The 25620-nt window shown below is 39.7% G+C and carries 23 protein-coding genes and 3 pseudogenes; 9 read left to right on the forward strand and 17 right to left on the reverse strand.

What is annotated here, in order from left to right:
• Positions 1 to 110 precede the first annotated feature (110 nt).
• Positions 111 to 1688, reverse strand: a complete 1578-nt coding sequence (locus tag H6G92_RS28085; RefSeq protein WP_190898707.1) for a GMC oxidoreductase — start codon at positions 1686 to 1688, stop codon at positions 111 to 113.
• 852 nt (positions 1689 to 2540) lie between these two features.
• On the opposite strand from H6G92_RS28085, the gene H6G92_RS28090 reads away from it, so the two are divergent.
• Complete coding sequence (locus H6G92_RS28090; protein ID WP_190898764.1) at positions 2541 to 2711, forward strand: ribbon-helix-helix protein, CopG family; 171 nt, start codon at positions 2541 to 2543, stop codon at positions 2709 to 2711.
• 301 nt (positions 2712 to 3012) lie between these two features.
• A complete protein-coding gene (locus H6G92_RS28095; RefSeq protein ID WP_190898709.1) occupies positions 3013 to 4035 on the forward strand; it encodes an HNH endonuclease in 1023 nt (340 codons plus the stop codon).
• Between the two features lie 560 nt (positions 4036 to 4595).
• Here the strand turns inward: H6G92_RS28095 and H6G92_RS28100 are convergent.
• The 4 genes from H6G92_RS28100 to H6G92_RS40500 all read right to left on the reverse strand — a co-directional run bounded on the left by H6G92_RS28100 (position 4596) and on the right by H6G92_RS40500 (position 7077).
• A complete protein-coding gene (locus H6G92_RS28100) occupies positions 4596 to 5147 on the reverse strand; it encodes a hypothetical protein (protein ID WP_190898711.1) in 552 nt (183 codons plus the stop codon).
• Between the two features lie 142 nt (positions 5148 to 5289).
• A complete protein-coding gene (locus H6G92_RS28105) occupies positions 5290 to 6153 on the reverse strand; it encodes a DUF6671 family protein (protein WP_190898766.1) in 864 nt (287 codons plus the stop codon).
• Positions 6154 to 6441: 288 nt separating this feature from the next.
• Complete coding sequence (locus tag H6G92_RS28110; RefSeq protein WP_190898713.1) at positions 6442 to 6834, reverse strand: hypothetical protein; 393 nt, start codon at positions 6832 to 6834, stop codon at positions 6442 to 6444.
• A gap of 120 nt (positions 6835 to 6954) precedes the next feature.
• On the reverse strand, positions 6955 to 7077 hold the full coding sequence (locus H6G92_RS40500; protein ID WP_277926786.1) for a hypothetical protein: 123 nt from the start codon (positions 7075 to 7077) through the stop codon (positions 6955 to 6957).
• 171 nt (positions 7078 to 7248) lie between these two features.
• Here H6G92_RS40500 and H6G92_RS28115 point away from each other — a divergent pair, with 171 nt between their 5' ends.
• The gene (locus H6G92_RS28115) at positions 7249 to 7740 is read left to right on the forward strand and encodes a hypothetical protein (protein WP_190898716.1); all 492 of its coding nucleotides are present in this window, start codon (positions 7249 to 7251) and stop codon (positions 7738 to 7740) included.
• Positions 7741 to 7790: 50 nt separating this feature from the next.
• Here the strand turns inward: H6G92_RS28115 and H6G92_RS28120 are convergent, their stop codons facing one another.
• Together H6G92_RS28120 and H6G92_RS28125 are read right to left on the reverse strand one after the other, a co-directional pair.
• Complete coding sequence (locus H6G92_RS28120) at positions 7791 to 8594, reverse strand: SDR family NAD(P)-dependent oxidoreductase (RefSeq protein ID WP_190898718.1); 804 nt, start codon at positions 8592 to 8594, stop codon at positions 7791 to 7793.
• Positions 8595 to 8600: 6 nt separating this feature from the next.
• Complete coding sequence (locus tag H6G92_RS28125; RefSeq protein WP_190898720.1) at positions 8601 to 8987, reverse strand: hypothetical protein; 387 nt, start codon at positions 8985 to 8987, stop codon at positions 8601 to 8603.
• A 315-nt stretch (positions 8988 to 9302) separates the two neighbouring features.
• Between H6G92_RS28125 and H6G92_RS28130 the strand changes: the two genes are divergently transcribed.
• Complete coding sequence (locus tag H6G92_RS28130; RefSeq protein WP_190898722.1) at positions 9303 to 10190, forward strand: 1-acyl-sn-glycerol-3-phosphate acyltransferase; 888 nt, start codon at positions 9303 to 9305, stop codon at positions 10188 to 10190.
• 186 nt (positions 10191 to 10376) lie between these two features.
• Here the strand turns inward: H6G92_RS28130 and H6G92_RS28135 are convergent, their stop codons facing one another.
• Entirely contained in the window at positions 10377 to 10997 is a 621-nt protein-coding gene (locus H6G92_RS28135) for a class I SAM-dependent methyltransferase (protein WP_190898724.1), read from the reverse strand.
• Between the two features lie 89 nt (positions 10998 to 11086).
• Positions 11087 to 11707, reverse strand: coding sequence for a DNA-3-methyladenine glycosylase family protein (locus H6G92_RS28140; RefSeq protein ID WP_190898726.1), 621 nt, complete (start codon positions 11705 to 11707; stop codon positions 11087 to 11089).
• Positions 11708 to 12059: 352 nt separating this feature from the next.
• Between H6G92_RS28140 and H6G92_RS28145 the strand changes: the two genes are divergently transcribed.
• Positions 12060 to 12998, forward strand: coding sequence for a HEAT repeat domain-containing protein (locus H6G92_RS28145; protein WP_190898728.1), 939 nt, complete (start codon positions 12060 to 12062; stop codon positions 12996 to 12998).
• Positions 12999 to 13158: 160 nt separating this feature from the next.
• Here the strand turns inward: H6G92_RS28145 and H6G92_RS28150 are convergent, their stop codons facing one another.
• On the reverse strand, positions 13159 to 13332 hold the full coding sequence (locus tag H6G92_RS28150) for a hypothetical protein (protein ID WP_190898730.1): 174 nt from the start codon (positions 13330 to 13332) through the stop codon (positions 13159 to 13161).
• 131 nt (positions 13333 to 13463) lie between these two features.
• On the opposite strand from H6G92_RS28150, the gene H6G92_RS28155 reads away from it, so the two are divergent.
• Together H6G92_RS28155 and H6G92_RS28160 are read left to right on the forward strand one after the other, a co-directional pair.
• Positions 13464 to 14153 (forward strand): thermonuclease family protein, encoded by a 690-nt coding sequence (locus H6G92_RS28155; RefSeq protein WP_242059339.1) that lies wholly within the window; start codon positions 13464 to 13466, stop codon positions 14151 to 14153.
• A 13-nt stretch (positions 14154 to 14166) separates the two neighbouring features.
• Entirely contained in the window at positions 14167 to 14589 is a 423-nt protein-coding gene (locus tag H6G92_RS28160; RefSeq protein WP_190898732.1) for a hypothetical protein, read from the forward strand.
• A gap of 149 nt (positions 14590 to 14738) precedes the next feature.
• Here the strand turns inward: H6G92_RS28160 and H6G92_RS28165 are convergent, their stop codons facing one another.
• From H6G92_RS28165 to H6G92_RS28185, 5 genes and pseudogenes are all read right to left on the reverse strand, one after another.
• Complete coding sequence (locus tag H6G92_RS28165) at positions 14739 to 15575, reverse strand: SWIM zinc finger family protein (protein WP_190898734.1); 837 nt, start codon at positions 15573 to 15575, stop codon at positions 14739 to 14741.
• A gap of 5 nt (positions 15576 to 15580) precedes the next feature.
• Positions 15581 to 18791: pseudogene (locus H6G92_RS28170) on the reverse strand (DEAD/DEAH box helicase).
• A gap of 154 nt (positions 18792 to 18945) precedes the next feature.
• Positions 18946 to 19245 (reverse strand): hypothetical protein, encoded by a 300-nt coding sequence (locus H6G92_RS28175; RefSeq protein WP_190898736.1) that lies wholly within the window; start codon positions 19243 to 19245, stop codon positions 18946 to 18948.
• A 5-nt stretch (positions 19246 to 19250) separates the two neighbouring features.
• Positions 19251 to 20210, reverse strand: a complete 960-nt coding sequence (locus tag H6G92_RS28180; protein WP_190898738.1) for a ParM/StbA family protein — start codon at positions 20208 to 20210, stop codon at positions 19251 to 19253.
• Between the two features lie 420 nt (positions 20211 to 20630).
• Positions 20631 to 21139: pseudogene (locus tag H6G92_RS28185) on the reverse strand (hypothetical protein).
• Between H6G92_RS28185 and H6G92_RS28190 the strand changes: the two are divergent.
• The gene (locus tag H6G92_RS28190) at positions 21036 to 21251 is read left to right on the forward strand and encodes a hypothetical protein (RefSeq protein WP_190898772.1); all 216 of its coding nucleotides are present in this window, start codon (positions 21036 to 21038) and stop codon (positions 21249 to 21251) included. The pseudogene H6G92_RS28185 and the gene H6G92_RS28190 sit on opposite strands and share 104 nt — an antisense overlap.
• Positions 21252 to 21314: 63 nt before the next feature.
• Here the strand turns inward: H6G92_RS28190 and H6G92_RS28195 are convergent, their stop codons facing one another.
• Together H6G92_RS28195 and H6G92_RS28200 are read right to left on the reverse strand one after the other, a co-directional pair.
• Positions 21315 to 22268, reverse strand: a complete 954-nt coding sequence (locus H6G92_RS28195; RefSeq protein WP_190898740.1) for a ParB/RepB/Spo0J family partition protein — start codon at positions 22266 to 22268, stop codon at positions 21315 to 21317.
• Positions 22265 to 23020 (reverse strand): ParA family protein, encoded by a 756-nt coding sequence (locus tag H6G92_RS28200; RefSeq protein ID WP_190898742.1) that lies wholly within the window; start codon positions 23018 to 23020, stop codon positions 22265 to 22267. Before H6G92_RS28200 ends, H6G92_RS28195 begins: the two co-directional genes overlap by 4 nt.
• A gap of 309 nt (positions 23021 to 23329) precedes the next feature.
• Between H6G92_RS28200 and recD2 the strand changes: the two are divergent.
• Positions 23330 to 25572 (forward strand): annotated as a pseudogene (gene recD2 / locus H6G92_RS28205) (SF1B family DNA helicase RecD2).
• Positions 25573 to 25620 lie beyond the last annotated feature (48 nt).

A 25620-nucleotide genomic window follows, 5' to 3' on the forward strand; every position in this document is an offset into this window, starting at 1 on the left:
GGACAGTTACTCAATATGCTCCCCTACCACTCTAAGATACTGTTTGCTAACAATATTTAACTTCCCAAAAATTTTTAAGGTTAAATTAATTTAATTAAATTTTGTAACCGTTATCTTTTTCGATAATCAGGAATCCGGTTGAGAAAGTGATCCATACTCCGTTCTGCCAGAGCTGCAATAGTCAGCGAAGGATTTGAGCAGGCTGTTGAACCAGGAATAAGCGCACTATCAACAACAAACAAGTTGGTATAACCAAAGACCTGTCCATGAGTGTTGCATACTTGTCCAATAGTTGCACCACCAAGCGGGTGTGCTGTACTACTGTAGTCAGGCGGTGCAGCTAGACTTGTACCATTGGCTTGGTTGAGCCGTTGGTAAGTATACTGGAGAGCTTGAGCATTTTTCTGACTATCGGCTGAGTTGCTAGGCCACAACAAATCTGCTGACCCAGTAGACATATTGTAAGTAAGATAGCCCTCCGGTTTTGAAATTCCCTGACCAAGCACAGGAATTAGACCTTGTGGGATAAAAGGAATCGCTTGGAATGGCTCAAGTATTAGTGGCGCAATAGGATTGTCAAGATGCTCAACTGATATCACACCAGGAGTTCCCTGTGTTGGATTAGTCTGACTAGCATTAATCATTAAAGTAGTTGAATCAGAATTTGTCCCCCAAAACTTTCCTACCTGATGATTGAGGCGGCGCAAAGTACCATTGCTTTTAGCACGCAGCAATAGTTCAGTAGTACCAATTGAACCTGCGGCTAAAAACAGATAGCGGCAAACAAAGGATTTTTGAAAAAGCACTTCTCCTTGTTCGTTGATTTGATTGCAGACAACCCGATAACGCCCACGATCTGATTCCCCAATTGTAGTGACTACGTGTAAAGGTCGGATTTCAACGTTACCAGTAGTTTCTGCCATACTTAGATAGTTGCGGTCTACGCTGTTTTTAGCACCACTATTTGTGCCATAGTAAATTTGACCTGCAATAATAGAAGCTACTTTCTCACCAGCAATTTCCTGACGAACAATGTCCCAGTCAAAAGCGATGTCAATCTTACGTGCATTTAAACCCGCTCTGGCTGCTTGCTCCAAAAGAATACGGCTGGCTAAGTAGTATTTAGTTTGTAGAATATCGTCTGGGATTGGAGAGGACTTGAGGATAGAACGCACTCGTGGGTAATAAACTCTATCTAGTTCAGAGTATTTAATAGTGCGTGGAAAAACTTTGTAAAATAGTTCCTCAGTTGGCTGATAGGTGATGCCACCATAGACAAGCGAAGTACCCCCCACACCTGCCCCTCGATAAGCATTGATACCATTACCTCTTTTAACGTCGAAAACACCTGTATATACATTAATAGGGGTTGCTGGAACTGGTGCGGGTAAAACTGTAGTAGGACTAAGCCAGGTAGAACGACCATCTGGATTATCTGTTGTAGAGAAGGTATTACCTGCGCTAGTAATTTGCCATCGTCGTCCCCGTTCTAATACAACTGTTTCAATTCCAGCCTGACCAAGACGCAATGATGCGACTGCACCGCCAAAACCACTACCAATTACTATCGCCTCAACATACTCGTCAACACTGCTAGCCCAAGTGCGAATATTGGATACACCTATGCTGGCAGATGCCGCCGCCGCCGATGCCTGAAGAAATCGACGACGATTTAGCATTTGGGACATACTTTACTCCTATTTTTCACAAGCCATGTTTGTGCGGTTGTAAATCGTAGTTATTTCAGTTAGCTAATTGGCGATTTTTAATATTCGCAACCAAAAATTTGCCTAAATTAGAAAAATTTGCTTGATTTACAACAATTATTAGCATTTATGGATACAAGTAGTATCAGATTAATCATTTCTAAGCAATAATGCTTAGTTAAATTAAATTATAGTTAAAGATTAATTAATAATGGGTTAAGCTTATTCAATAACGATGAAAACTTTTCTTACTTTAAATAAATTGGCTCTTCCGTAGGTGTTATGTTGAAATTGAAACAATAATAATGTGATGGGCTTACGCCCTGCCAAGAGTGCGATGGTGTAATCACCCGCCGGAGTCGATTGCAGAGATAATTGAAGCACCCAAGATTATCACTAGTCGCCCTGACATTGGTTATTGGATTGATACCAGCCGTATTGGTATAAAGCCTTGTGCCAATGAGTTAAAAGGATAGCGATCGCCTACAGCAGGCAGTTAGGCTATCTTGCTTGGCTTAACTAAAGTATTATTCTCCCGAACTTAACTCAGATTGGTTCAAAATTGCCTCTAGCAATCCAGTCGGTAAGCTGCTAGTTACCATGTATTTACACTGAATGCTTAATTACAGAAAAACTTTTAGCTTATGTTCTACTCATAATTGTCGCCTTTAAATTACTTAAGCTTCATCACTTAAACTAAATTTAAACTCTTCACTACGGCTTTACACTTATTAGTGTTTACTTTGCAGCTTCTTGAAGAGAATATCATTACTTTTATCATTGTGATAACAGTTTGAATGATTGATATTAGAGAAGTAGTTTTAATTTGAGTTGATTAAATCAGTGAATAAAAAATGGGCGACTAAACGACTCACAATTAATTTGGCATCAAGTGAAGCAGAAAAATTAGAAAAATACTGCTCAATGACTGGTAGACCTGCAACCGATGTAATTCGAGAGTTGATTCGCTCTTTGCCAGCCGAAGAAATACCAAATGCAAATTAAACTGTTTGATGAGTAACACTCGCTTTTTTGTTCAACTCAAGCACACAATACCAAAGCAAAAAACTGGTTCAGGTAATGCTAATTGCTGTATCAATAAAAAATTTACCTAAATGGTTAATAAAACAGCTAAACTAGCTTTATAATTTCCATTTTTGACTTACCACGGACTAAAGCTATAAATCACTTACTATCTCCTTAAATATTCCTCTGAAAGTTCATGATTAATGCTGATGTGGTTCTTAGCTTTGAGGGAAGAAGCTGAACTAAATACAAAATCGTCAAAACAACAGTTTGTTAAAACATGGATTTCATTAACCAAGCACGAAATTTGGCGGATACGCTCAAAGATAAAGCGCAAGAAGCAGCAACTACTACAGCAAAGGGGATAGAAGAAGTAATTGATGTCATCAAAAATACTACTGTAGAGATTACTAGCTCAAGTATTAATGCAGTTACTAATTTACCTGCAACAGCACAGCAAGGTTTCCAAACAGTACAAAATATCAGTAAAGCATTTGAAACAACTGCTATTGGTGTGAGTACTTCGAGTCTGTCCATAGCTGAAGCATTGCAAAAGCTGCCTTCGACTGCGGCGGAATTAGCCGTAGAAATGCCCAAGATTGCATATAGATTGAGGTATCGTGCTGGTCTGAGAACTGGGGATTTATCTCGATCTGATACAGATGTCATGAAGCTGTTTGAGAAAATTCCCGGTACATCAAAGCTAGGAGGTAATGAAAGAACCATCCGTGAATTCTTGAGCGATAAACATGGTAGCCATATCATTCCACGCTCCCAAGGTGGCTCAAACGGTGCTGACAACATTGTGTGGGAAATAGGCATTGATAATCTCCGTCGCGGAGCCGAAGTTATGACTGTTGGGGAGCAGTTTTATGTTCGGGTTTACAATGCCGTAGATTCTATTGTCAGCAATTCTGGAACAATTGCTAAGTTGGGGATTACTGCTACAGGAACCGCTATTCTCACTCAAGTTATAGTCACAGCGATTTCATACTCCTTGGATCTTTATCGGGGCGATATTACTGTTGAAGAGTATAAAAATTTAATTGTAGAAGCGGCAAAAGCAGCAGGTATTGCGACACCGATTGTTTTTCTGGTCTTAGTAGCTGTATTAGCCTTATTTCCAGAATTTACAGTTGTATTATCTGCACCAGTGGTTATTGCAGGTTTCAATGCCTTATTTGGCATGAGTATTGCGATGCCGATAGTACAATCGCTACTCCGTCATGCTCAAGCTGGTGGTTTTGGCATAGAAACTGCTGATGCTTACAGAAATGCGCTTGGTGGATCTGCGCCTGCTTGAAATCTGCGACAAATTTTAACTGGAGTGCTGGTTTTAGCTTCAAGGCTAGTTTGGTTTGTCTTGACAGCTAATCATACGAAAAAAGTTGAACATTGTTACAATCTCTACATTTACGCGCCCGTAGCTTTTCGCCTTCCCCCCACCCTGCCCCATCAGCACGGAAATACACCCACTGACTTACTGATTCTCCAACGGTACGACCCTAAACAAAATTTTGTGAGCCACAGATAGGACATGGCGTTTCTTGTGGGCTAAGGTTTTTGTGATTCGGTTGGTTGTTCATCAGCTTCTCCCGATAAATTCTGAGTGCAATCTTCAGTAGCTATTGGGCCAGAGTGAAATCGCAATCGCTTGAGATTGAATTACCGATTTTCCCCAACTGACTGATAATTTTATTTGCCAGCAATCATCACCGTAAAAAACTTTCTGTTGTCCGTTGGGTCAAAATATCGCGCACTATCCGTTTCTAACACACCATCCGTCAACAGCAAATACAAAACAGACAGACCATTAGAGTTCTAGAAAATATTTGAAGCAGTTAGCCTAGAAAAATAGGTAATTTAACCAAGATAAGGATATTGTGGCGGTTTGATTTTCAATAATTCTGTCCAGTATTTTATAGCATTATCTTTGGTGGTTTCTGTGTCACGCGATTTATGAACTTTGCATATCTCCATTATAAAATATGTAAGTTTAAGAGCAGTAAGTAAGTTCATCAACCCTACCGCTTGAAAATGTTGTAAAAATAAGTGAATAATAGTTTGTAATTTTTGTTGATGACGAAAATACATCCACCATTTCATTTGATGTATGGCAATGCTGTTTTGATAAACTAATGTAGTTTCTACTTGGGTTAATTTATCTTTAACTTGATGATAAAACTGTATTTCTTTGTCAAATTCACCTGCTATTTGGGCTAAAACAGCATCATCAGATAGTTGATAAGCCTGACTAATTAAATTACCAGCCGTTTCGGACTGCTGTTGAGTATAACCAAGTTTCATATATATAGTAGCTGCTGCTGATGCCAATTCTGCAAACTCCTCAGCATCATGTAACCAATAAATTTGCGCTTGTAATTCCCCCAGTGTGGCAGCTAAAGTCTGATTCATATTCAATCCAACTTTTCCTGATTGACCATAGCACTATTTTAGGTGTTAAGCGATGGATGCCTACAGCGGCAAGCTACGCATCCCCAGTAATCCTAATTCTAACCAATCCCCCAAATCCAAATCCTCTCCGTGTAGAGATACCCTACGGATTACAGTACATACATTGGGCTGGATTCGCAAATTCCACACTATTAGGAAATAGTTTCTCTTGATTAAAACCACATTTTTTGCATTGATAAGTTGTGGCCAGTGGTAAGGTGGTTGGGATCTGACAAAATTCACAAGGTAATCCCTGAATTATTTCAGTTATTTCAAAACCAGGGGTATTACATCTTGGGCAAAAACTGTTAATTTTATTGAGTAAATTATGGGTAGCTTTTGCAATGTTTTTCATCCGAGTGGGATTATACATTGCCCGCATATCTGTCTCAATATTTACCTGGCTATTTGGTGAATTATGCAATGCAAAATCAATTGATGTTATCAAATCTATTTCTTTTGTAATACCTTTAGTTATCTCATTACATCTATTCTCTAAGTTTTCAAACCAGACAACTAATCCATGTTCCGGAAAACCAACTTTCTTAGCAAAAATATATGCTTCATCTAAATTTGTTATAATTTGATGATTAAAGTTAGTATCTGTAGAAATTTCCTCACCAATAATTTCTAGATTATTGATTTTATCTAAAAAAACAACTATTTCTTTATTACAGGAAATGTAAGGAACTAATGGATGGGGTGTAAAACTACCTTCGCTAGCGATCGCTAAATTTTCTTGTGTTAATTCTAAAGCTTTCTCTGCTTTTAATTTAGCTGCGGTAATTTGTGTTCCGGGACGTTCTACTTCTCTAGTAAATGTGCCAAAAATATCAGTATTAAAATCCTGTGGTACTATAATTTTGATGCCTAACTCTTGTTCTAATAGTGGAGCAATTACCTTTTCTTTTTGGTGCATTGTCGCCAACACAGCCAAACGATCATTAAATAATTGCTGGTCATTGATTCTGCGCTAATCCCTATTAGTTAAGTTTGTAGCTTTCTGTAATCCTAAAACGGCTGATTCTTCTGATTTTATCACCGCAAACCAGCTTGAGCTTCTTGAGTGCAAGCGTACTCGCACCGATACCTGCGGTTCAAATAGCCTACGCAATTTGAAGCTCAAGTTCATCGAACCCAAAGCCCCCTAATTAGGGCTTGCCGAATGAAAGTGTAATCTAGTCATGATAAGGGTTTCAAACCTTTTTCCCAAAAAAGTGCCATTTATCCCTCTGCTTTATCTGTAGTAGCTGAACTATTCAACATCCTGCCAACCTTCTAAAGTTGCCAAAAGTATATTGACAAGAGGATGATCTACTAATTCTTTTAATGCCTCTGTCTCGCCAGCTTTCAGCCCTCCAAGTACCCGTGCTTTCAAAGTAGAATTACCATTGATTTGGTTGAGTGCTTCTGTGACTGCTATCTGTTTTTCTAGGGGAGTGCTAGTAGGATAACTCTGTCCCAATTGGTTGAGAAGATGCTGAATTTCTGCTGCGGCTTCTGCGAGATTCTGCTTTTGCTGTGGGTTGTAGTTAGTGATATTGCCGCCGATTTGTTGTGCGGGTACTGTGTCTGCGTTGACTAGACCACCTGCAAATTGAGCGCCTTTGAGGTCAAAGTTGGATTGTTTGTTAGGACTTTGTGACATAGTATTTCCCTGATTACTATAAGTTTGGGCGTAAAATTTAGGGTTTTGCAGTGCCGTAACCACCATAGTCTCTAAACTAGGAATTCGGCTATCTTTCTCTAAAATTAGTGCTTGTAAATCCTATTTTGCTAATGCTTTGAGTTGATTATAAATTTCAAAATATTCCGCACTTAGTTCCGACTTGTCAGCTTCAACAGCAGTTTTAGCACGAATTAGAAACTTGTTTTGGCCGCGTACTTTCATGCCCACGATTCGCAAATCTGTTTCTGGGTGATTCTCAGTTAACTGCTTAAACGAGATTGCAATTGCTTTTGGGTCAACACCTTGGTTATGGTAAAGGTCGAGTGTAAAGTCGAGCTTAGGAACAATCTAAATTTTACTCAGTCGTCGATACCAAAACTGAGAATCTAAACTATGCTTAATTTCTCTAAAGTTATTGCTTTGGCTTTAAGCAGCTTAAGTTTTTACGGTATAGGTGTATCAACGTTATCAAAATCTGCGCTTGCTGGAGAACCAATTATCGATAGAAACTGTCGCCGTCATGAGAGAACACAAGAAGTATTTCAGCAAATACCACCACAGAATCAAGCTAGAATATTGATGACATCTTCCTTTCAAGTTAATAATCAAAAATACGCTCTACAATTGCTAAAATTTCCCAACTCTACAGGTGTTTTATGTCTTTGGAAACCTAATGCTCGGCTACCACAGAGGTTAAAAGACGTGTCAATTATTCAAGACAAGGTAATTGAGAGATTGGAGAAAGACCCTTCTCAACCAGCAAATTATATAATTACAGTCAAAGGCGAGAAAATGGAAGATATCTTAAAAACTGCTTATCGATTAAACCTAACTAATCCCAATCAACCAAAGGTGACACCGTTAATCAGAGTTTACAAAAATTAGACGGAGATTTTTGTCTACAGATGTTTATCTACTTTAAGTCATGCTTTGGTTTAAGGCAGGTTCAAGCGTTTACGCGCACCAAAGCGAAACAGCTTATCAGGTAGTATCGCTCTCAAGCGAGGCAACCATTGTGCCTCATTGCCAACACGGTAGCGTAATCGTGGTGAGGAGCTTGAAGCAATACGAGCGATTGCTTTTGCAACCTTGTCAGGATTGTCACCTTGTGCAATTGCGCCCTGGACAGATGAGAAAATTACATCACGTATAGCGTCATAATCACTATGAGTTACAGTAGGCTGTAACATGGCTTGGTTAAAATTGGTCTTAAAGTAGCCAGGCTCAACTAAAGATACTTTAATATTGAATGGGTCTAGTTCCACACTTAATGCTTCGCTATAACCTTCAAGTGCAAACTTACTTGCAGAGTAAAAACCTTGACCAGGTGCGCCGATCAGCCCTGCTACTGAACTCATATTGATAATATGCCCGCTACGTTGCTGTCTCATAAAGGGCAAGACAGCATTAGTAACACGTACAACACCCCAAAAGTTCGTCTCAAAAATCTCCTTAGCTTGTTCTAAAGAAGTTTCCTCAATCATGCTGGCATGAATTTGTCCAGCATTATTCACAAGTATATCTATGCAGTTAGTCCGCGCAAGCAACCCACTGATACACGATTCTATTGAAGAATCAGACGTAACATCCAGCCTCAACATTTCTACGCCCTGTAAGGCTGGATGTTCTTTGCGACTCGTACCAAAAACACAGTAGCCTACAGCAACCAGTTGTTGAGCAATTAACTGCCCAAACCCAGATGATGCACCTGTAACTAGAACAACTTTTTGATTAGTCATCAGTTTTTAGCTATCTGCTTTATGTTCATAATAGTTGGAGATATGTTCATATACCTCTTCTGGAAACTGTAAGTCCTTGTAAACGTTACAAGCATCTGGATCATCAGGATTCGGACAGATGGGAAATTCCTGTTGGGACTGCCATTGAAGAATACGCTCCCGTCGAGGCGGGTTATAATCTTTACCTTGTACCTGTAGATACAAGGAACGTGCCTCTTGTTCACTGAAGTTTTTATCTTTCTGAAGATAGTCAATTAACTCAGACTCACTCAGAAAATGACGTGCCACCATTGCAAACACTAACCTACCGTAATGACCAATATCTTTGCCAGCATCAAGGGATTCAAGCAGATGCGCCATCATATCGTTTTTTTGCAATTCTTGAATTGCCATATATATTTAGCTCCTTGATTTTGAATATTTGGTCAGGTTCATTTTCATGCCTCTAAATAGTACCTATGTACTGTATAGATGTCCTATCTCTTGTGGCTGAATATGAAGATGTATTTACCTAACCGAAAGTGTGACAGTTACAGCAGTTAGATATTTCTGGGAGCAAAATGATAATTATCTATCGCGCCAAATCGACACAGTAGTAGCCGTGCATTGTTAATTTTCGTATGTTGTTAGAAATTATTTTTTTTCCCCTTTATGAATAAGAGGTAATAATGCTAGATTTCGATTACTTGCAATGTTTCAGGGTGATTTATGAACAAAGGCGAACTAGTGGATGCTGTAGCAGCAAAGACCAACATCACAAAAAAGCAAACCGATAAAATTCAATGGTCTTTAACACAGCGAGATGTTAATTTGATTGAATTACTGATACCTATATGGTCATGGTTTTACCGTTACTATTTTCAAGTAAAAACTGATGGATGGCATCACATCCCAGCAGAAGGAAAAGTGCTACTTGTCGGTTCTCATAATGGTGGAATGGCTTCGCCAGATTTAGTAATGATGATGTATGATTGGTTTTCTAGATTTGGAACTCAGCGTTTGGTTTATGGTTTATTGCATCCTTATGCTTGGAAAGTCAGTCCACAAATAGCCGAACTAGCTCAAAAAATAGGAGCGATTATCGCGCATCCAAAAATGGCTATAGCTGCTTTTGATATGGGTGCTAGCGTACTTGTATATCCTGGAGGGCAATATGATATGTTTCGGACTCACAGCCAACGCTATAAAATTAATTTTGCTGATAATAAGGGATTTATCAAGCTAGCTTTAAAACAAGAAGTTCCAATTGTTCCTTTGATATCAGTAGGCGCTCATGATACCTTGATTGTCTTATGTGATTGCTACGATTTCGTCAAGCAATTGAATCAATGGGGATTGCCGTGGTTATATCAAATAGACCCAGGAGTATTTCCAATTTATTTAGGTTTACCTTGGGGGTTATCTATTGGGCCTCTACCAAATATTCCTCTACCTATACAAATTCATACTCGTGTTTGTCATCCAATTACTTTTGAACGATATGGCTTTGATGCGTCTAGGGATCGTGACTATGTTAATGCTTGTTATGAATTAGTTCATAATCAAATGCAAGAAGAGTTAAATCAATTGGTTATAGATACTCAAAAATCTCCATAAAATCAAAATACTTCAAAAAACTCGGAGAAAAATATTTAAGTAATTTGGGGAAATCTTATTTTTGGAAACTCCATAAAGCAACAAAGTGCGAGGACAGCAAGCAGAGGGCTGCGCCTATGCACTCCTACCTCAGTAATTTACTCAATAACAGAGATTATTTTTTAAATATTGCCTTACCGCCAAAAATTACAATGCTTTCTTAGTTGCACATCCAAGGTATAGATGAGCCATCAAATCTGAAAAATTTTCAGGTGTGAACTGTTTTAGCTCTACATGGTCAAAATGCTGTTCTATCAATTTTTGAATATCTCGATTCAGGTGACATCCATCGGCTACGACTTTTTGAATTGGTGTGAGGCGATGCTGCCAAACCTGTACGCTAGGCTTATCACTCAACCCATGTTCCACGAAAAAGAACCTACCACCCGGTTTTAGTACTCGATAAACCTCTTGGAGTGCTTGCTGTACATTTGCAATACTGCACAAAGTCCAAGTGCTGACCACACTATCAAATGTATTGTCTGGCATTGGGAGATTTTCACTTGAGAGCAGGAGTTGTTCAACTATGATACCAGAGTCACTAATCCGCTTGTTTGCCAAAGCATTCATTCCAGGATTCACGTCAACTGTAGTGATTTTGTGAATAGTATAAGGATAGCAAGCCAAATTTAATCCAGTTCCAAAACCAATTTCCAGAACTTCTCCTGTTACATCAGCTAACAATTGCTGACGATATTTAGCTAAGTTTGGAAGTGACAAACTCCAGTCGAGAAGACGTGGAAAAATAACTCGCGAGTACAACCCCATAATTCTTAACCCTTGACAATTTAATTTTATGCTTAGTAGGGACATTGAGCGAGAAAATCTGTGGAACAGTGGATTATTGTTGCTATTGCTTAGTTATTTTTTATCTCTAAACTTTGCCACAGATACCAACAGGCAATAGAACGGTAGGGTTTCCACATTTGTCCTAAATCTTCTACAGTCTTTTTATTAGGAAGCTCTGCTAAACTATAAACTCTGCGAATCCCAGCACGAATACCCAAGTCATCAACAGGTAGAACATCAAGCCGATGTAAACGAAACATAAGCAGCATCTGCACCGTCCAACGCCCAACGCCTTTTATTGGTGTTAAGGCTTCGATAATTGATTCATCTTCCATTGCCTGCAATTGATCTAGCGTAGGTAATCCATCTAAAACTTTTTGGGCAAGGTCTTTCAAGTACAAAACTTTGGGACGTGAAATACCTGCTCCTCGCAAAACTTCATCTGGGGTATTGAGGATATCTAAAGCTGTAGGGAAAGGGCTATGAGGATAAAGTTGCAAAAATTTGCTATGAATGCTCCCAGCAGCCTTGCCGGAAATTTGCTGGTAAAGAATTGACCGAGATAGGGAAAAGAGCAAGTCTCCAGTTTGTTGTACTTGATAGAGTTTGCAATCTCCAATAATTTCTATTAGCCTTGCCAAGATAGGATCTGAATGCTTGAGAGTTGTAATCGCAATTGAATAATCCATTAGTTTATTAGCTAAGACCTAAGCATTTGCCCTCTCATTGAATCATCCATTCACAAGGACATTAAAACAATTTGCAATTATGTGAAAGTAACGGGGATTTAGCTTAAGCATCAAAACGAGCTGCTTGATAGAAGCAGGGAAGTTAAACCCTCAAACTTTGTTAAAAAATGAAATGGTTAATGGTATTATAGTACAAGCGAACTATTAAGAGCTTTGTGGTTATTTAGGGCAGTAATATTTATTAATAATTTGTAGTTAAAAAGTGAGGAATGTGCTTTGACGAATTCTAATTCCCTACTTTTATGGTAAATGCTTTAACTCCAAAATAGAGCGCCTGGTTGTGGGATGATATATGCCAAAATCACGAAAACTAGAAGAAACTTTATCTACTCTTGCCCAAATTCGAGAGCATCCCACAAGTGAGGAAGGGATCATAATTTTACGCCAAGTTCTTAAGAGCAAATATTCTGTGGCTGTTGCCCAAGCAGCTAAGATAGTAGGCGAATCTACTATTACTGAGTTGGTTGGCGATCTTGTAGAAGCTTTTGCTCGAATGATGCTCAAACCCGCACAAGTAGACCAAAATTGTCTTGCCAAGAAAGAGATAGCACAAGCACTGTATCACTTAGAATACAGCGATGAAAACCTTTTTCTGCAAGGGATTCGACATATTCAGATGGAGCCAGTATGGGGAGGAGTTGAAGATACTGGTGCCCATCTTCGGGGTATATGTGCTTTAGGTCTGGTGAGAATGAACTACTCAGACGTAATGAACGAATTAGCTGATCTACTAGCTGACCCCAAGTCAGAAGCAAGAGTTGCTGCTGCAAAAGCGATCGCCTACACAGGAAATCCTCAAGGTGTACCTTTACTTCGTTTGAAAACCCGCATAGGCGATCAAGCACCACAGGTGATTTCAGAGTGCTTCAGTGGTTTGTTACAACTGGCTCCGGCTGATTCACTTGCAATAGTTGCTGGTTTTCTTTTTGATCCGAAGGAGCAAATCTGTGAGTTAGCAGCATTGACGTTGGGTGAATCACGATTAGAGGAAGCATTTGATCATCTCAGAAATTGCTGGCAGCAAACAAGAAACGTAGAACTTCGTCGCACATTGTTACTCGCAATAGGGATGTTGCGACAAGATAAAGCAATAGATTACCTGATTTCACTAGTGGCTCAAGGAAAAGATATTGATGCAAAAGATGCGATTGCAGCGTTGGCTATTTATCGAGAAGACCGTGAACTGTGGCAGCGAGTTGATCGAGCTAGTGAACAAAGAGCTAATCAATAGGGAGTTCAAAAATGGTGTATTACTTTTGTTCACCCAAAACCATTAGGGAGAGTGTTGGTTGCTGTTGGGAGTTGTCGGGGGAAGTTCTACAAAGCTTTGAGCAATAGCACTTAGATTAGTCATCTTTTGCGAGCGCTGATATTACTTTAAAGGGAGGCATTTACTCCAAACTAATTTTCCACAACCCATCTAGTGCATTAGATTGTTGCAATTGACTATCATTGCTACCAAGCCAATTATTGTCATACACCAAGCCAACACTGAACGTGCTACTTACAGGATATTGCCCTATTTTTCCAAAACCTTCAATTAGGACTAACCTTAAAACTTTCATTGGTACTAATAATCACTTTCAATAAAACTATTTTCTACTTTAAAATATAAAACTAATTTGGTGGATTAACTAGCGATCGCTTAGTTGAAATTGGGAATCCTAAAAGAAGTTAAGAGTGATTTTTAGTACAAATGGTTTTTAAATTTCGCTTGATTGGTGTTGCGGCTTTGCTTCTAGCTCAAATGTCGTTACCCGTATTTGCCAACAATCTTACCGCTACAGTCGTAAGCGTCGGTGATGGTGACACCATACGAGTGAGAACTGGTAACAAAACTTTGACTGTTCGTCTCGCTTGCATTGATGCACCAGAGATGAAGCAAAGTCCTTGGGGACAGCAATCATCTGCAAGACTTAAACAATTGCTGCCAGTGGGACAAGGAATTACCCTACGTGCTATTGAAACTGACAAATACAAGCGCTTGGTTGCAGAGGTGTTTGTCGAGAATCGCAGTGTCAATCTCAATATGGTGCAAGAGGGACAGGCTGTGGTCTATCGCCAGTATCTCAAAGGCTGTCCAGAGTCACAAGATAGTTTGTTGCAAGGTCAAAACACCGCTAAACAACAGCGTTTAGCTTTTTGGAGTCAGGCTAATCCTGTAATGCCTTGGGACTTCCGCCACAAAGCTGCTCAAAAGACAACTTCACAAGCGATTCAACCGCAGCAACAGAATAACTGCGACCCCTCTTACCCAGATTTTTGCATTCCAAAGAATTCACCAGACTTAGATTGCTCAGATATTACCCAAAGAAGGTTTAGAGTCTTGCCACCTGATCCTCATGGTTTCGATCGAGATGGAGATGGGATTGGATGTGAACGATAAAGGAATAAAAATTATGAAATTAATTAAAAAATTTTTGGCAGGATGTTTTCTCTTGTTTGGTATTCCGTTTTCGGTTGTGATGATTTGTGAAATTATTAATCCGAAAACTGCCGATCTAGACAAACAAAATGCTGTAGCTGCTCTAAGTATTTTGACTATTCCATCAACAGTTATGGGAAGCTGGTTGAGTTGGTCTTTAGTGCAGCAGAAAAAAAGAGAACAAACATTACTTATCGAATCAGAGCAAAAGCGGATTGAATTGGTGTTTTTAGAACTAATTGAAAATAACTTTGGGAAAATAACGGTATTGCAATTAGCGAGGAATGCCCAGATATCAACTCAGTCTGCTAAGGAATATCTAGATAAGAAAGCTAAAGAACTAGGTGCTAATTTTGAAGTAAATGAGGATGGAAATGTTTCCTATCGGTTCTCCTAATGAGATCGTTACAATTGCAACATCTTAGGTCATGTTCGATGGAGCAAGCGCAGTTGCATTTTTGGGCATTTTAAGAGAAAAATCTATGATTTAGGAAAATAGACTGGGATTGAAAAGCCTGTTTTATCGGGTTTTTATCAGCGCTGAAATCAGAACTGATGATTTTTGGTTTTGACTCGCTGATACAGTTCTTCCATTGTTTCAATAAAGGAAGCATCATTGTGCCAGAAATCAGGAAAATCCCCTTGTTTCTTAATCAAAATTGCACAGATACTACTTGAAGTCGCCACTTCAATAGTTTGTGGTAATCGCTTTGTACCTAACCAAAATTCTCTGGCATTTGGCATTTGGTTAAGAGATTGCTTTTCTAGCTTAGTGTACAGCGAATTAGAAAGTTCTAAAGGAATTTCCTTAGTATTCAATTCTTCAGAGAGAGCTTTTCCCAAAGGAGAATCAGCTAGTTTGGCTTGAAGTTCTGCTTTCGATAATCCCCGTAATTCAAATAACAACCAGGGATTATTATCTAATTGAGAAGCCACTAAATAGTAAACTCCAGCAATGTGCTTACAGGGATTAGCATAATCTGGACAAGAGCATTTAGTTTTGAAATCCTTACTACTATGGGGCAATAAATGTAGTCCCAAATGAGAGAAAGTATCTTCAATATTTTCTGGGACTTCATTTAGCAGCAATCGAGAAATGATGCTGGCTTTAGAAGAAAGCTTTTGGATAGCTTCATTCCAACGGGTTTTAGCAATAGGTGTAATCTGAATCTCTATATTATAAGTTGGTTCTTTGTAGACTCCAAAATAGGGATTAACTGAGCCTCTGACTTTGGCAGTAATTTTATTTAAGTCAATCTCAAAGCTTTTGACTTTACCACCGCTAGCATAAGACCGTCCTCTTTTGAGTCGGTTATCATCTGTAAAAGCTTCTAGTGCTTGAATAAAGCGATCGCCCCACCAAGTTCGACTAAATTTAGCCATAATATCTATTCCAAAATTGCACTCTTATTCAATGAAATCAACCGCTTAAAGGCTTCATTATCTAATTCGGTGAGCCAAGATTCATTGCTACCAACAACAGCAGCAGAGAGTTTTTTCTTATCCTCAATCATTTGGTCAATTCTCTCTTCTAAAGTCCCAATAGCAACAAATTTATGCACAAAGACATTCTTTTTCTGACCAATACGGAAAGCACGGTCAGTTGCTTGGTCTTAAACTGCTGGGTTCCACCAACGGTCAAAGTGAAAGACATGGTTGGCTTTCGTGAGGGTGATACCTACGCCCCCTGCTTTCAAGGAAAGGATAAAAACCGATGGTTCTGTATTTGGGTCTTGAAATTCGGTAATCATTTGTTCTCGACGTGGGCGACTAGTGCCACCATGCAAATAGTAAGTATTGCAATGCAGACTATGCTTGAGATGTTTTTCAATCTTTTCACCCACTTCCGTAAATTGGCTAAAAATGAGTAAACTTTCTCCTTCATCAACTGCCTCCTCAACCATCTCTGCTAACCGACTGAGTTTGTGGGAACGTAGTGGTGAAAAATCGCTCCCATCTTGCAGAAATTGGGCTGGATGATTACAAATCTGCTTCAATTTCATCAGAGTTGAAAGAATCAATCCTTTGCGCTGAATTCCCTCTGCTGATTGCAATTGTTTTTCTACATCTAGTACCACCACTTCATAAAGCGATGCTTGCTCTTTGGTCAGGTTAGTGTAGAGTTTTTGTTCCACTTTAATCTGGCAAGTCATTAATAATAGACTGGTCAGTTTTTAACCTTCGCAGAATTAGAGGTTCTACCAGTTTTTTCAAGGTGGCAGATTTCACACGGTCATTGTCTTTTTGAATCGGAATCTCGAAGATTTTCCGAAACTGGGCTTCTTTACCCAAGTAACCAGGATTGAGAAAGTTAAAAATTGACCACAAATCCAGTAAGCGGTTTTCTACAGGAGTTCCTGTTAATGCCAGCCGATGTTTAGCTCTTAATTTTAAAATAGCTTTAGTTTGGGCAGCTTTCGGATTTTTAATATTTTGTGCCTCATCCAGTACTAAACGTTGCCACTCGATGCCGCTCAATAACTTTTCATCTTTGCGGACTAGAGTAAAGGAGCTAATTATCACATCGTTTTGTTCACAAGCAGCTTTGAAATCAGCTAGATTTTGCAGCCTAGTGCTACCATGATGCACCATAGTTTTTAAATGAGGTGCAAATTTGGCAATTTCTTTCTGCCAGTTGCCAACAACAGAAGTCGGAGCAATTAATAGTGTGGGCAGGGCAGATAAAGAAGTAATTTTTTCTCCTACTTTCAGAGCTGAATGTAACTCCTTCTCTTGCACTAATCGGGCAATCACCTGCACGGATTTACCTAAACCCATATCGTCTGCCAAACAGCCATTTAATCCCAAGTTTTCTAGATATTGTAGCCAGGAAACACCACGCTTTTGATATTCTCGGAGTGTGCCTTGCAGATTATCAAGTTCAGAAATTGGTTCTAGGCGACTTTTATCTTGTAGCTTTGCTATCATCTCTGACAAAGCTTCGTCATGTTCAATTTCCCATTCTGACCCCAATTCAGCACTGCGTTGTAGAAACTCCAGTAAGGTCATCTGGGGTTGTTCGTTACCGTGGGACTGCCAAAATTCGAGTAACTGCTGCATTTTATCCCGGTCTAATTCCATCCATTGACCGCGAAAATGCACTAGGGGAGTTTTAGCATTAATCAGTTGTTCCCATTCAATAGGTGTGACAGTTTGCTCCCCAATCGCTAACTCATACTGATACTCCACCAGTGAGTCTAAGCCAAAATAGCTTTTTGTTTCCCCTTTCGTTGCAGCAAGTTTGCTACCCGATGCTTTGAGGCGAATTTTAGCGCGGCGACGACCTGTGGGAGTATACCAAGCAGGTACAATTACTTTGAATCCTGAGTCTTCTAACACCCAAGCACTTTCAGTCAGGAAATCAAATGCTTCATCTAAGGTAAGTTGCATTGCGATTGGACTCGCTGTTTCCAACCCAAGCCAGAGTTTGGGATACATCCTGGCTGCATAACCCAGATTCAGCAGTAAATTTGTTTCAAAATCTTTACCAAAATCTTTATGTACGCCAGTTTTGGAAAATTGATTCATTGTCCAGTAGTCTGCTAACGCTAACTTCAAGGATGGATCTTGTTTACTGGCTACTAGAAATTGAATTTGCCAATTGTCTATTTGTGACGATGAAGGAGAATGTAACTGGAAGCACAGATGAAAAGGTGAATCAGCTTGAGTGCGGGTAATTTTGGTTTTCCACATCAACCATTGCTGATATTCCTCAAGGGCAGCATTTGTTGTGAGTGGATTATGCTGACGAGGAGAAAAGCAAGATTCAATTAGAGAATCAGCAATTTGTTTGTCAAAAGCGGCTGTTGATGGGGTGTGAGTTACTAAATCATTAAGTACATATTCGGAAAAGTGACGCAATAGTGTTTCTCGATCAAAAAACTCAATAGGATAACTAACTGTTGCTTTACCTGCCACACATATTAGTGGCATATAGTCAATATATTTAAGAATATTTGCTTCATATTGTTCCGAAATAATTTCCCAGGTGGCATAAATTTCAAATGCTGCTTTATCAGTCTTGCTTTTGCCTTTTTTCTTCGGATTTTCCGATGATAACTGTCGATATTTTAGTGCGGGAATAAATTGGTCTTTGAGGATTACTTGTTTAAAACTTTGAGTATAATGATACCAAAATAATAAATCTGAACCAATTTGAAACTTCTCCGCATTATATATTGCTAAAAAATGGATATCTTTAAGTAGTTTAATAATATTAAGTGCTATTCCGCTTTTGGTAGACACTACTGTTTCATAACAATCAATCTGCCAATATTGGAATTCTTCATAGCTGTCAGTCAACTCAATTTCTAAATACTTGGTTAATTCTGGTGAAGGTAGGGGCTGATTATTGGTGGTTGGTAAGGCAAAGTATTTAGGAGATATGCGTTGGACAAATTGAGTATTGTGTTCTTTAATTCCCAATTCCTGTACTAAAAAGGCGATTAATTCGGATTTAACCAAATGTCCAGGATGAATTTTTTGACTATTGGTGTGACTTTTTTGGGATAATTGAGTTTCTACCCACAAGTAAAAAGACCCTGACTGAATAAAGTCAGTTTCCTCGTTTGGTATCCAGGTGCCATGAAGTATTCTCATAGTTATAATGCCTCTGGATTGTTTGGAAATTCACGCGCCTTAGAATTACTTTAGCAAACAGAGGTGCTAGAACTATTTTCTTTATGCAAAAGAAAGCGATGACGCTATCGTGCGATCGCTTGTTCAGAAATCAGACATAAATCCTACATTTTGGCTACAAATCAAAGTCAAGACTGAATGTTTCACCATCAGAATCTTCTTCTTCCTCCTCTGCGAATTCTGCGAATGGAGTTGCAGTCCTTGAAGAGAGTTTGTTATCTTCTGTATTAGTCGGCGTGAAAGCTACTTGTTGTGTGGGAAATGCACCCTTTCTGAAAGCAAAATAGCAATCAATAATAAAGTAGAGCGTCTCCAGGTAACTCTTGCCTAGTTGCTGTGATTCGGCAAATATCCGCTCTCGGTAGCTATCTTTAATCCGAACTTTTTCTGGGGTTAAGTCAAGTTTGTCTGCCATTGCGATCACTTAATAGATGTAGATGCTGGATTCTTACTGCTAATAGCTTTTGCCATCTCTAAAAGCCCAGAGACATTGGCTTCTACCGGATTGTCCAGGATTTTGAAGCCATTTTTCTCCAACAGCTTCTTAAATCCTGGTAAGAGGCAACCTCCACCAATCGCCCAGATTTCATCCCCCTGGTGCTTGGCATCAAGCGTGAGATTCACCACTTTCTTCAAGTATTTTTCATACCAATCTTTTAAAGAAGCGCTGTAAACATCTTTGATATCGATGTCACGGCTGTATCGGGTATGCCCCATTTCCAAACAAAATCGGATTTTGGATGGATCTCCGATTTTTCCGCCATTTAAATGTTTCATCTTTTGGGAGATATCATCGATGAGAACTTCTACACCGATGGGGTAAGCAGTGTGAACTTCTCGCTGACCCCGGTTGTAACGAGAATACAGGGTTGTTCCATTACCAAAGTCTAAAATGGTTAATTTTTTGGGTAGTGGATGCCCAAACAATGCACCCATACCCTCTAGTACAACTTTCAGTACTTCTACTTTCACGTCTGATTGTTTGCCAGCAAGTATTGGCTGATATTCTCCATTAAGTACTTTTTGTAGTTCGTCAGCCAGACCAACATCATGTAAACTGACGACTAATTTTAAGTGCCAAGCCTTACGGTGTGGTAGATGTGCCAATGCACCCAATAAAGTCAACAACGCATTATTGACTTTATTTTCATTATTATCGGTATTCCGGTCAAAATAATTCCCTGTCCGGTAAGCTGACTCTCCAACTGTGTAAGCACTGCCGTTAAAAACAACACGCCCTGGAACATCTTCCATCTCGGCATTAGTTATATAGCTGGGGACACGAACTACTTCAAACCCTTCGACTAAAAGTTTGAGACTTCCGTAACCGTTATCGAAACCCGCCGGAAAAATTTTTTGTAAGGTGTGAATGTTTGACATCTGCTCCAAGTAATACACAATAAGTTGTGAAAATTATCTGTTCAAGCGATCTGCAAGAGCAAGAGAAAGAAGAATAAAATAGCTACTCCTTTTTGATCCAGAACCAAGAGTTTATCATAACCCCTTGGGGGCTAAATGGGGTACAAAATGTTAATCAGTCAAATATGCCCCATTTAGCACCTATATGCACCCTATATAGGGGTCAAAATGTCCCCAAAGTCCTGAGCTATTGTTGGGGTATATATAGCCCCCATTTAGCCCCCAGTAGGAATTTTTGAAATTTTTTTTATCAACGAAGCAGAAATTAATTTAGATCATCGTTGACCCTTTGATTTATACTTTACTATCGATTTTTTGTTGAAAAGCAATTCAGTTTTGATCTTTATTTAACTTCTTGCTGACTACGTAACGAGTGGGTTACTACTTGCTTACAGGTTCAGCTTTTTCTACTGAATTATCATTCACACCCAAAGTCAATTCCAAAGGAGTTTTTTGGGGATAAGCTTTTACCACTTGTCGATAAACATCATAATTAGTAGGTAGTGTCTGCTGAAAATTACCCACTCCATAAGTCAGTTTGTACTTTACATCTTTCACTAATTCAGGTTTTCCTATCTCTTCTTGAGGTCTTTTACGTTGTTCAACTTCATCAACACTTGGTCGCGGCGGTAAAGTAGGCCACCATAACCCTCTGTCATCTAGGCCAACAACTGCTCCTGGCGGTTTCAATCCATTCCGATTCAACACTGAAGTATTCGCAAAGATTTCAATACGTGGCTGTGGTTGACTTATTAGGTTATTCGCATACTTGACCAGGAGTAACTGGTGAGTGCTGTAGCTTCATACTGTTCAGCAGTAGTAGTACTGCAACTAGTTAATGTCAGTGCCATTAGTGCAGTTATTATTGAGGGTAAAAATCTTATTTGCATTATCAATCGTAAATATCTTTTACCAATCACTCTTCAAAAGGTAGTGTGCCATCATTGCTACCAAGGTGAAGGAATCGATGTTGTAGAAAGCACTTCTCCCGTAACAATCTAATCGCCATTTGCCTATTTTGAAGGAATGACTTTAGGAATGCTGATTGCCATACTAAATGTAGTTTCAGTTATCATCACTGCTTTCAACTAATAAAGCTTCAAGCTCTACTAATATTTTTTGTAATCGCTTGTGCTGATTGGGATTATTCCAAACCTTTGATTTTTTTACTTTACTGTAGGCTTCATCTATCTTCTTTTTTAAAGAAGATGATTTTTTATCTGTATTTCCAGGCGTGTTTGCTTGAATTTCAGCAAAACGCTCTTTAATTTGACTTAAAGATAAATTATTTTGAATTGCATCAGACAGTAATGATTTACGTAGGGCTTCATCCCTAATCCGCGCAATTACTTTGGCTTTAGTATACTCGATTACTCCTGAGCGGAGAGCTTCCATAACATCTATAGGAAGTTTTAATAATGGGAGACGATTGGTTCTAAAACTTTCGGGGGAAAACTTTCCGATTGTGTTAAATACCTCAAGTAGAGACTGCCATTCTTGGCTGTGGATAACGTTATCCACAGCCTCTCGTTCTGGATGAGCTGCTGATTGAAGTAAAGCAACTATTGATTCTGTGGTTTGATTAAGTTTTAATCCTAAGAGAGCAACAATACTCTCTGTTTCCTCAATTGGGTTTAAGTCCTCTCTTTGGAGATTTTCCGAGAGTGCTAGTTCAAGTGCTTCAACATCTGTCATTTCCCTAATAACAGCAGGTACAAACTCTAATTGAGCAGTTTTAGCCCCTTGGAAACGACGTTCTCCTGCAACTAGTTCATATTTCCCATCCTTTTGAGGACGGACGAGAAGGGGCTGAAGAATTCCATGCTGTTTAATTGACTCTACTAACTCAAGCATGGCTTGAGGAGCAAAGTAGCGACGAGGTTGTTGATGTGGTAAAACTATTTGTTCTATTGGGATAAGGAAAGCAGCGCTACTATTGTCTACTGCTTCTTCAACTCCAAATAAAGCATCGACTCCTTTAATTTCATAAGGTTGACTAACACGCTTCTTCATACTCATGGCAACGTCTCCAAACTTTGAGCAATCTGTTTGAGAATAGTGACAGATGGATGCTTAGAATTGTAAAGTGCTAACGGTATATGCTCTTGGGCTGCATCAGCAAAAGCTACGGATCGAGGAATAGCTGGATAAATGGTACCAATCTTAGATAGAGAATTAGTAATTGACTGTAAGCTTTGGGAGCCTTGTCCAGTTCGGTTATCGTACATGGTTGGAACTACTCCAGCAATCTGTAATTTTCGATTTGCCCGAGAACGGACACGCGCAATCGTTGTTAACAATAGTTCTGTTCCTTTTAAAGCTTTATATTCAGTTTGAATAGGAATGAGTACGTGTGTGGCTGCCACCAAGCTAATATAGCTAAGAATACCGAGACTTGGTGGACAATCAATTAAAATGAATTGGTATTGTGCGATAACTGGTTCAAGAGCCTCCTTTAGTCGAATATCTCGCATATCTGCGACAACAAGTTCTAATTCTGCGCCACTTAAGTTAATGTTCGCGGGGGCCATATCCATCCCATGTATATTCTGATGAATTGGTAATGGTTCTTCTCCCAGAATAGCTTCATAAACTGTCTTATCTAGTGAGGATGGCTCTAATCCCATAAAAGTAGATAGTGAAGCCTGGGGGTCCATATCCACTAATAAAACGCTTTGCTGACTTTGAGCCAAATGGTAGCCTAAATTCATTGTCAGAGTAGTTTTGCTGACACCACCCGACTGATTAAAAACTGCAATGACTTTGCTCATTAACTGAACAGAAATAATAAAGACATCAACTTAACAATATCGGTATCAGTCACATACTGGCAAAAGAAACTTACATTCAGTAGACCGAACTTTAACATTTCAACTATGATTTTGCCCTTTCTATGATTGCTAACTTTTTCAGTCTCCAAGCAATGGTTTATCTGGTGTCAGCCCCACTGCCCCGGCTTTTAAGCTTGAACTAGGGTGAGTTTTCGATGACACTAATATTGAATATCTAATTTAGTATTTATGTACTAGAATAGCTAAACTTCCAATATTATAATGATGTGCGGCATCTGATGATAAGCAATGTCCACTCCCCCTAATCTTTCCCCTCAACAAGTAAGTGCCTTTACTCAACACGAAACAATCACTGGAGTTGTAGAACGTTTAACTTTTTACTCTGCTGAATCGGGTTACACAGTGGCAAGGCTGACTCGCCCGCGTAGCACCGAACTCACAACAATTGTTGGCAGCTTTGCTAATATCCAGCCAGGGCAGACTTTACAGCTAACTGGGTTCTGGCGTGACCATCCACAATTTGGGCCACAGTTCCAAGTAGTCAACTACAAAGAAACCAAACCAGCTACTCTCACTGGAATTGAGAAATATTTGGGCAGTGGACTAATTAAAGGTGTGGGGCCAGTTACAGCCAAGCGCATCGTTGCTCACTTTGGTTTAGAAACTCTGGACATCATCGAAAACCAAATTGAACGACTGATTGAAGTCCAGGGTATTGCCAAAAAGCGGATTAAGTTAATTAAAAATGCCTGGGAGACACAGAAAGCCATAAAAGAAGTAATGGTATTTTTGCAAGGGCACGGTGTTTCAACAACATACGCGGTCAAAATTTACAAACAATATGGTGATAAAGCGATCGCCACAGTAACCCATAACCCGTACCAACTAGCAGCCGATATCTACGGTATTGGTTTTCTAACTGCTGATAAGATTGCTCGAAACTTAGGAGTTGCCCCTAATTCTGAGTTTAGATATTGTGCTGGACTTGTCCACGCTTTGAGTGAAGCTGCTGAAGATGGACATTGTTACTTACCACAGCCAGAACTAATTGAGTCCGTGATTAAACTGTTGACTACTGAAGAGCATCAGCCAACAGAAGATGCAATGGCTCAAACTATCAAAGACATGGCTCTGAAAGATGAGCTAATCAGAGAGAAAATCCCAGACCAAACCCTGCTGTGCTACAAACCAACTTATTTTCATACAGAACAAAACCTAGCACAACTGATATCTGGGCGCTTGAGCCAGCCGATTGCACAAGATATTCCCGTGTCCGTGCCTGGATTGAGCGCTTCACGGCTAGTCACAAAATTCAGCTTTCAGAACAGCAACGCCAAGCTGTAGAAACAGCAGCCTATTCCAAAATCATGATCCTCACTGGTGGTCCTGGCGTTGGAAAGACCTTTACCACTCACACCATTGTCAGCCTGTGGAAAGCAATGGGTAAATCTATTGCAATGGCAGCACCCACTGGACGGGCTGCTCAACGCTTAGGTGAAATGACTGGGTTAGAAGCTAAAACTATTCATCGCTTGTTAGAATTTGACCCCCGCTCAAGGGGTTTCAAGCGCGATAGCGAAAATCCTTTACCCCATACGGCAATTATCGCTGACGAAGCTTCGATGCTTGATTTGTTTCTGGCTTACTCCTTAGTTAAAGCAGTATTAGCTGGCGCTCTACTGTTGTTGGTGGGTGACATTGACCAGTTACCATCTGTGGGCCCAGGTCAAATACTTGCTGACTTGATCAATTCTGGGCGAGTTCCCGTGGTGCGGTTAACCCAGGTATTCCGTCAAGCTCAAACAAGTGCAATTATCACTGCTGCTCACCAAATTAATCGAGGAATTTACCCAACAATTGAGCCGATATCTGATAATCCTGTGTCTGATTGTCTGTGGCATGGTGGCGGATATCAGCCTGAACATGGTGTACAGGCAATCTGTGAGTTGATTACCGATTTGATTCCACGCTTAGGTTTTAATCCTGCCACTGGTGTCCAAGTGCTTTGCCCGATGACACGGGGAGTAATCGGGACTCGTAACCTGAACACAGTATTGCAGCAGTTGATCAACCCACCCAGTTCGAGCAAGGTGGAGATTAACAGAGGTGGGAATTTGTTACGCGAGGGCGATCGCATCATCCAGCTAACCAATGACTACAACCGTGAAGTTTTCAACGGCGACTTGGGAATAATCCTCACCATTGATACTGTCGAGCAGGAAGTTACAGTACTGTATGGTGAGCGGACTGTGGTTTACGATTACGCTGACCTTAATGAAATTGCGCTAGCGTGGAGCGTAACTATTCATAAAAGCCAGGGGTCAGAATATCCGGTGGTGATTCTGCCAATCTATATGCAGCACTATATGATGTTGACCCGAAACCTGTTTTACACTGGTATAACTCGTGCCAAGAAGTTAGCGATCGTGGTTGGCGCAAAAAAAGCGATCTCTCTGGCGGTGCGCTCTACTGATGACCAACAGAGGTACACAAGGTTAAAGCAGAGGTTACTTCAGGCAGGACTGAATTGATATGCCTTGGCTATTAAATAATTCGTAATTCGTAACTAAGTTTTGGGT

This window comes from Nostoc foliaceum FACHB-393, from assembly GCF_014698505.1.
GTDB lineage: Bacteria > Cyanobacteriota > Cyanobacteriia > Cyanobacteriales > Nostocaceae > Nostoc > Nostoc foliaceum_A.

Coding starts and splice junctions, on each gene's coding strand:
- H6G92_RS28085 (WP_190898707.1), bottom strand. CDS start 1,688: ATGTCCCAAATGCTAAATCGTCGTCGATTTCTTCAGGCATCGGCGGCG.
- H6G92_RS28095 (WP_190898709.1), top strand. CDS start 3,013: ATGGATTTCATTAACCAAGCACGAAATTTGGCGGATACGCTCAAAGAT.
- H6G92_RS28100 (WP_190898711.1), bottom strand. CDS start 5,147: ATGAATCAGACTTTAGCTGCCACACTGGGGGAATTACAAGCGCAAATT.
- H6G92_RS28110 (WP_190898713.1), bottom strand. CDS start 6,834: ATGTCACAAAGTCCTAACAAACAATCCAACTTTGACCTCAAAGGCGCT.
- H6G92_RS40500 (WP_277926786.1), bottom strand. CDS start 7,077: ATGAAAGTACGCGGCCAAAACAAGTTTCTAATTCGTGCTAAAACTGCT.
- H6G92_RS28115 (WP_190898716.1), top strand. CDS start 7,249: ATGCTTAATTTCTCTAAAGTTATTGCTTTGGCTTTAAGCAGCTTAAGT.
- H6G92_RS28120 (WP_190898718.1), bottom strand. CDS start 8,594: ATGACTAATCAAAAAGTTGTTCTAGTTACAGGTGCATCATCTGGGTTT.
- H6G92_RS28125 (WP_190898720.1), bottom strand. CDS start 8,987: ATGGCAATTCAAGAATTGCAAAAAAACGATATGATGGCGCATCTGCTT.
- H6G92_RS28130 (WP_190898722.1), top strand. CDS start 9,303: ATGAACAAAGGCGAACTAGTGGATGCTGTAGCAGCAAAGACCAACATC.
- H6G92_RS28135 (WP_190898724.1), bottom strand. CDS start 10,997: ATGGGGTTGTACTCGCGAGTTATTTTTCCACGTCTTCTCGACTGGAGT.
- H6G92_RS28140 (WP_190898726.1), bottom strand. CDS start 11,707: ATGGATTATTCAATTGCGATTACAACTCTCAAGCATTCAGATCCTATC.
- H6G92_RS28145 (WP_190898728.1), top strand. CDS start 12,060: ATGCCAAAATCACGAAAACTAGAAGAAACTTTATCTACTCTTGCCCAA.
- H6G92_RS28150 (WP_190898730.1), bottom strand. CDS start 13,332: ATGAAAGTTTTAAGGTTAGTCCTAATTGAAGGTTTTGGAAAAATAGGG.
- H6G92_RS28155 (WP_242059339.1), top strand. CDS start 13,464: ATGGTTTTTAAATTTCGCTTGATTGGTGTTGCGGCTTTGCTTCTAGCT.
- H6G92_RS28160 (WP_190898732.1), top strand. CDS start 14,167: ATGAAATTAATTAAAAAATTTTTGGCAGGATGTTTTCTCTTGTTTGGT.
- H6G92_RS28165 (WP_190898734.1), bottom strand. CDS start 15,575: ATGGCTAAATTTAGTCGAACTTGGTGGGGCGATCGCTTTATTCAAGCA.
- H6G92_RS28175 (WP_190898736.1), bottom strand. CDS start 19,245: ATGGCAGACAAACTTGACTTAACCCCAGAAAAAGTTCGGATTAAAGAT.
- H6G92_RS28180 (WP_190898738.1), bottom strand. CDS start 20,210: ATGTCAAACATTCACACCTTACAAAAAATTTTTCCGGCGGGTTTCGAT.
- H6G92_RS28195 (WP_190898740.1), bottom strand. CDS start 22,268: ATGAGTATGAAGAAGCGTGTTAGTCAACCTTATGAAATTAAAGGAGTC.
- H6G92_RS28200 (WP_190898742.1), bottom strand. CDS start 23,020: ATGAGCAAAGTCATTGCAGTTTTTAATCAGTCGGGTGGTGTCAGCAAA.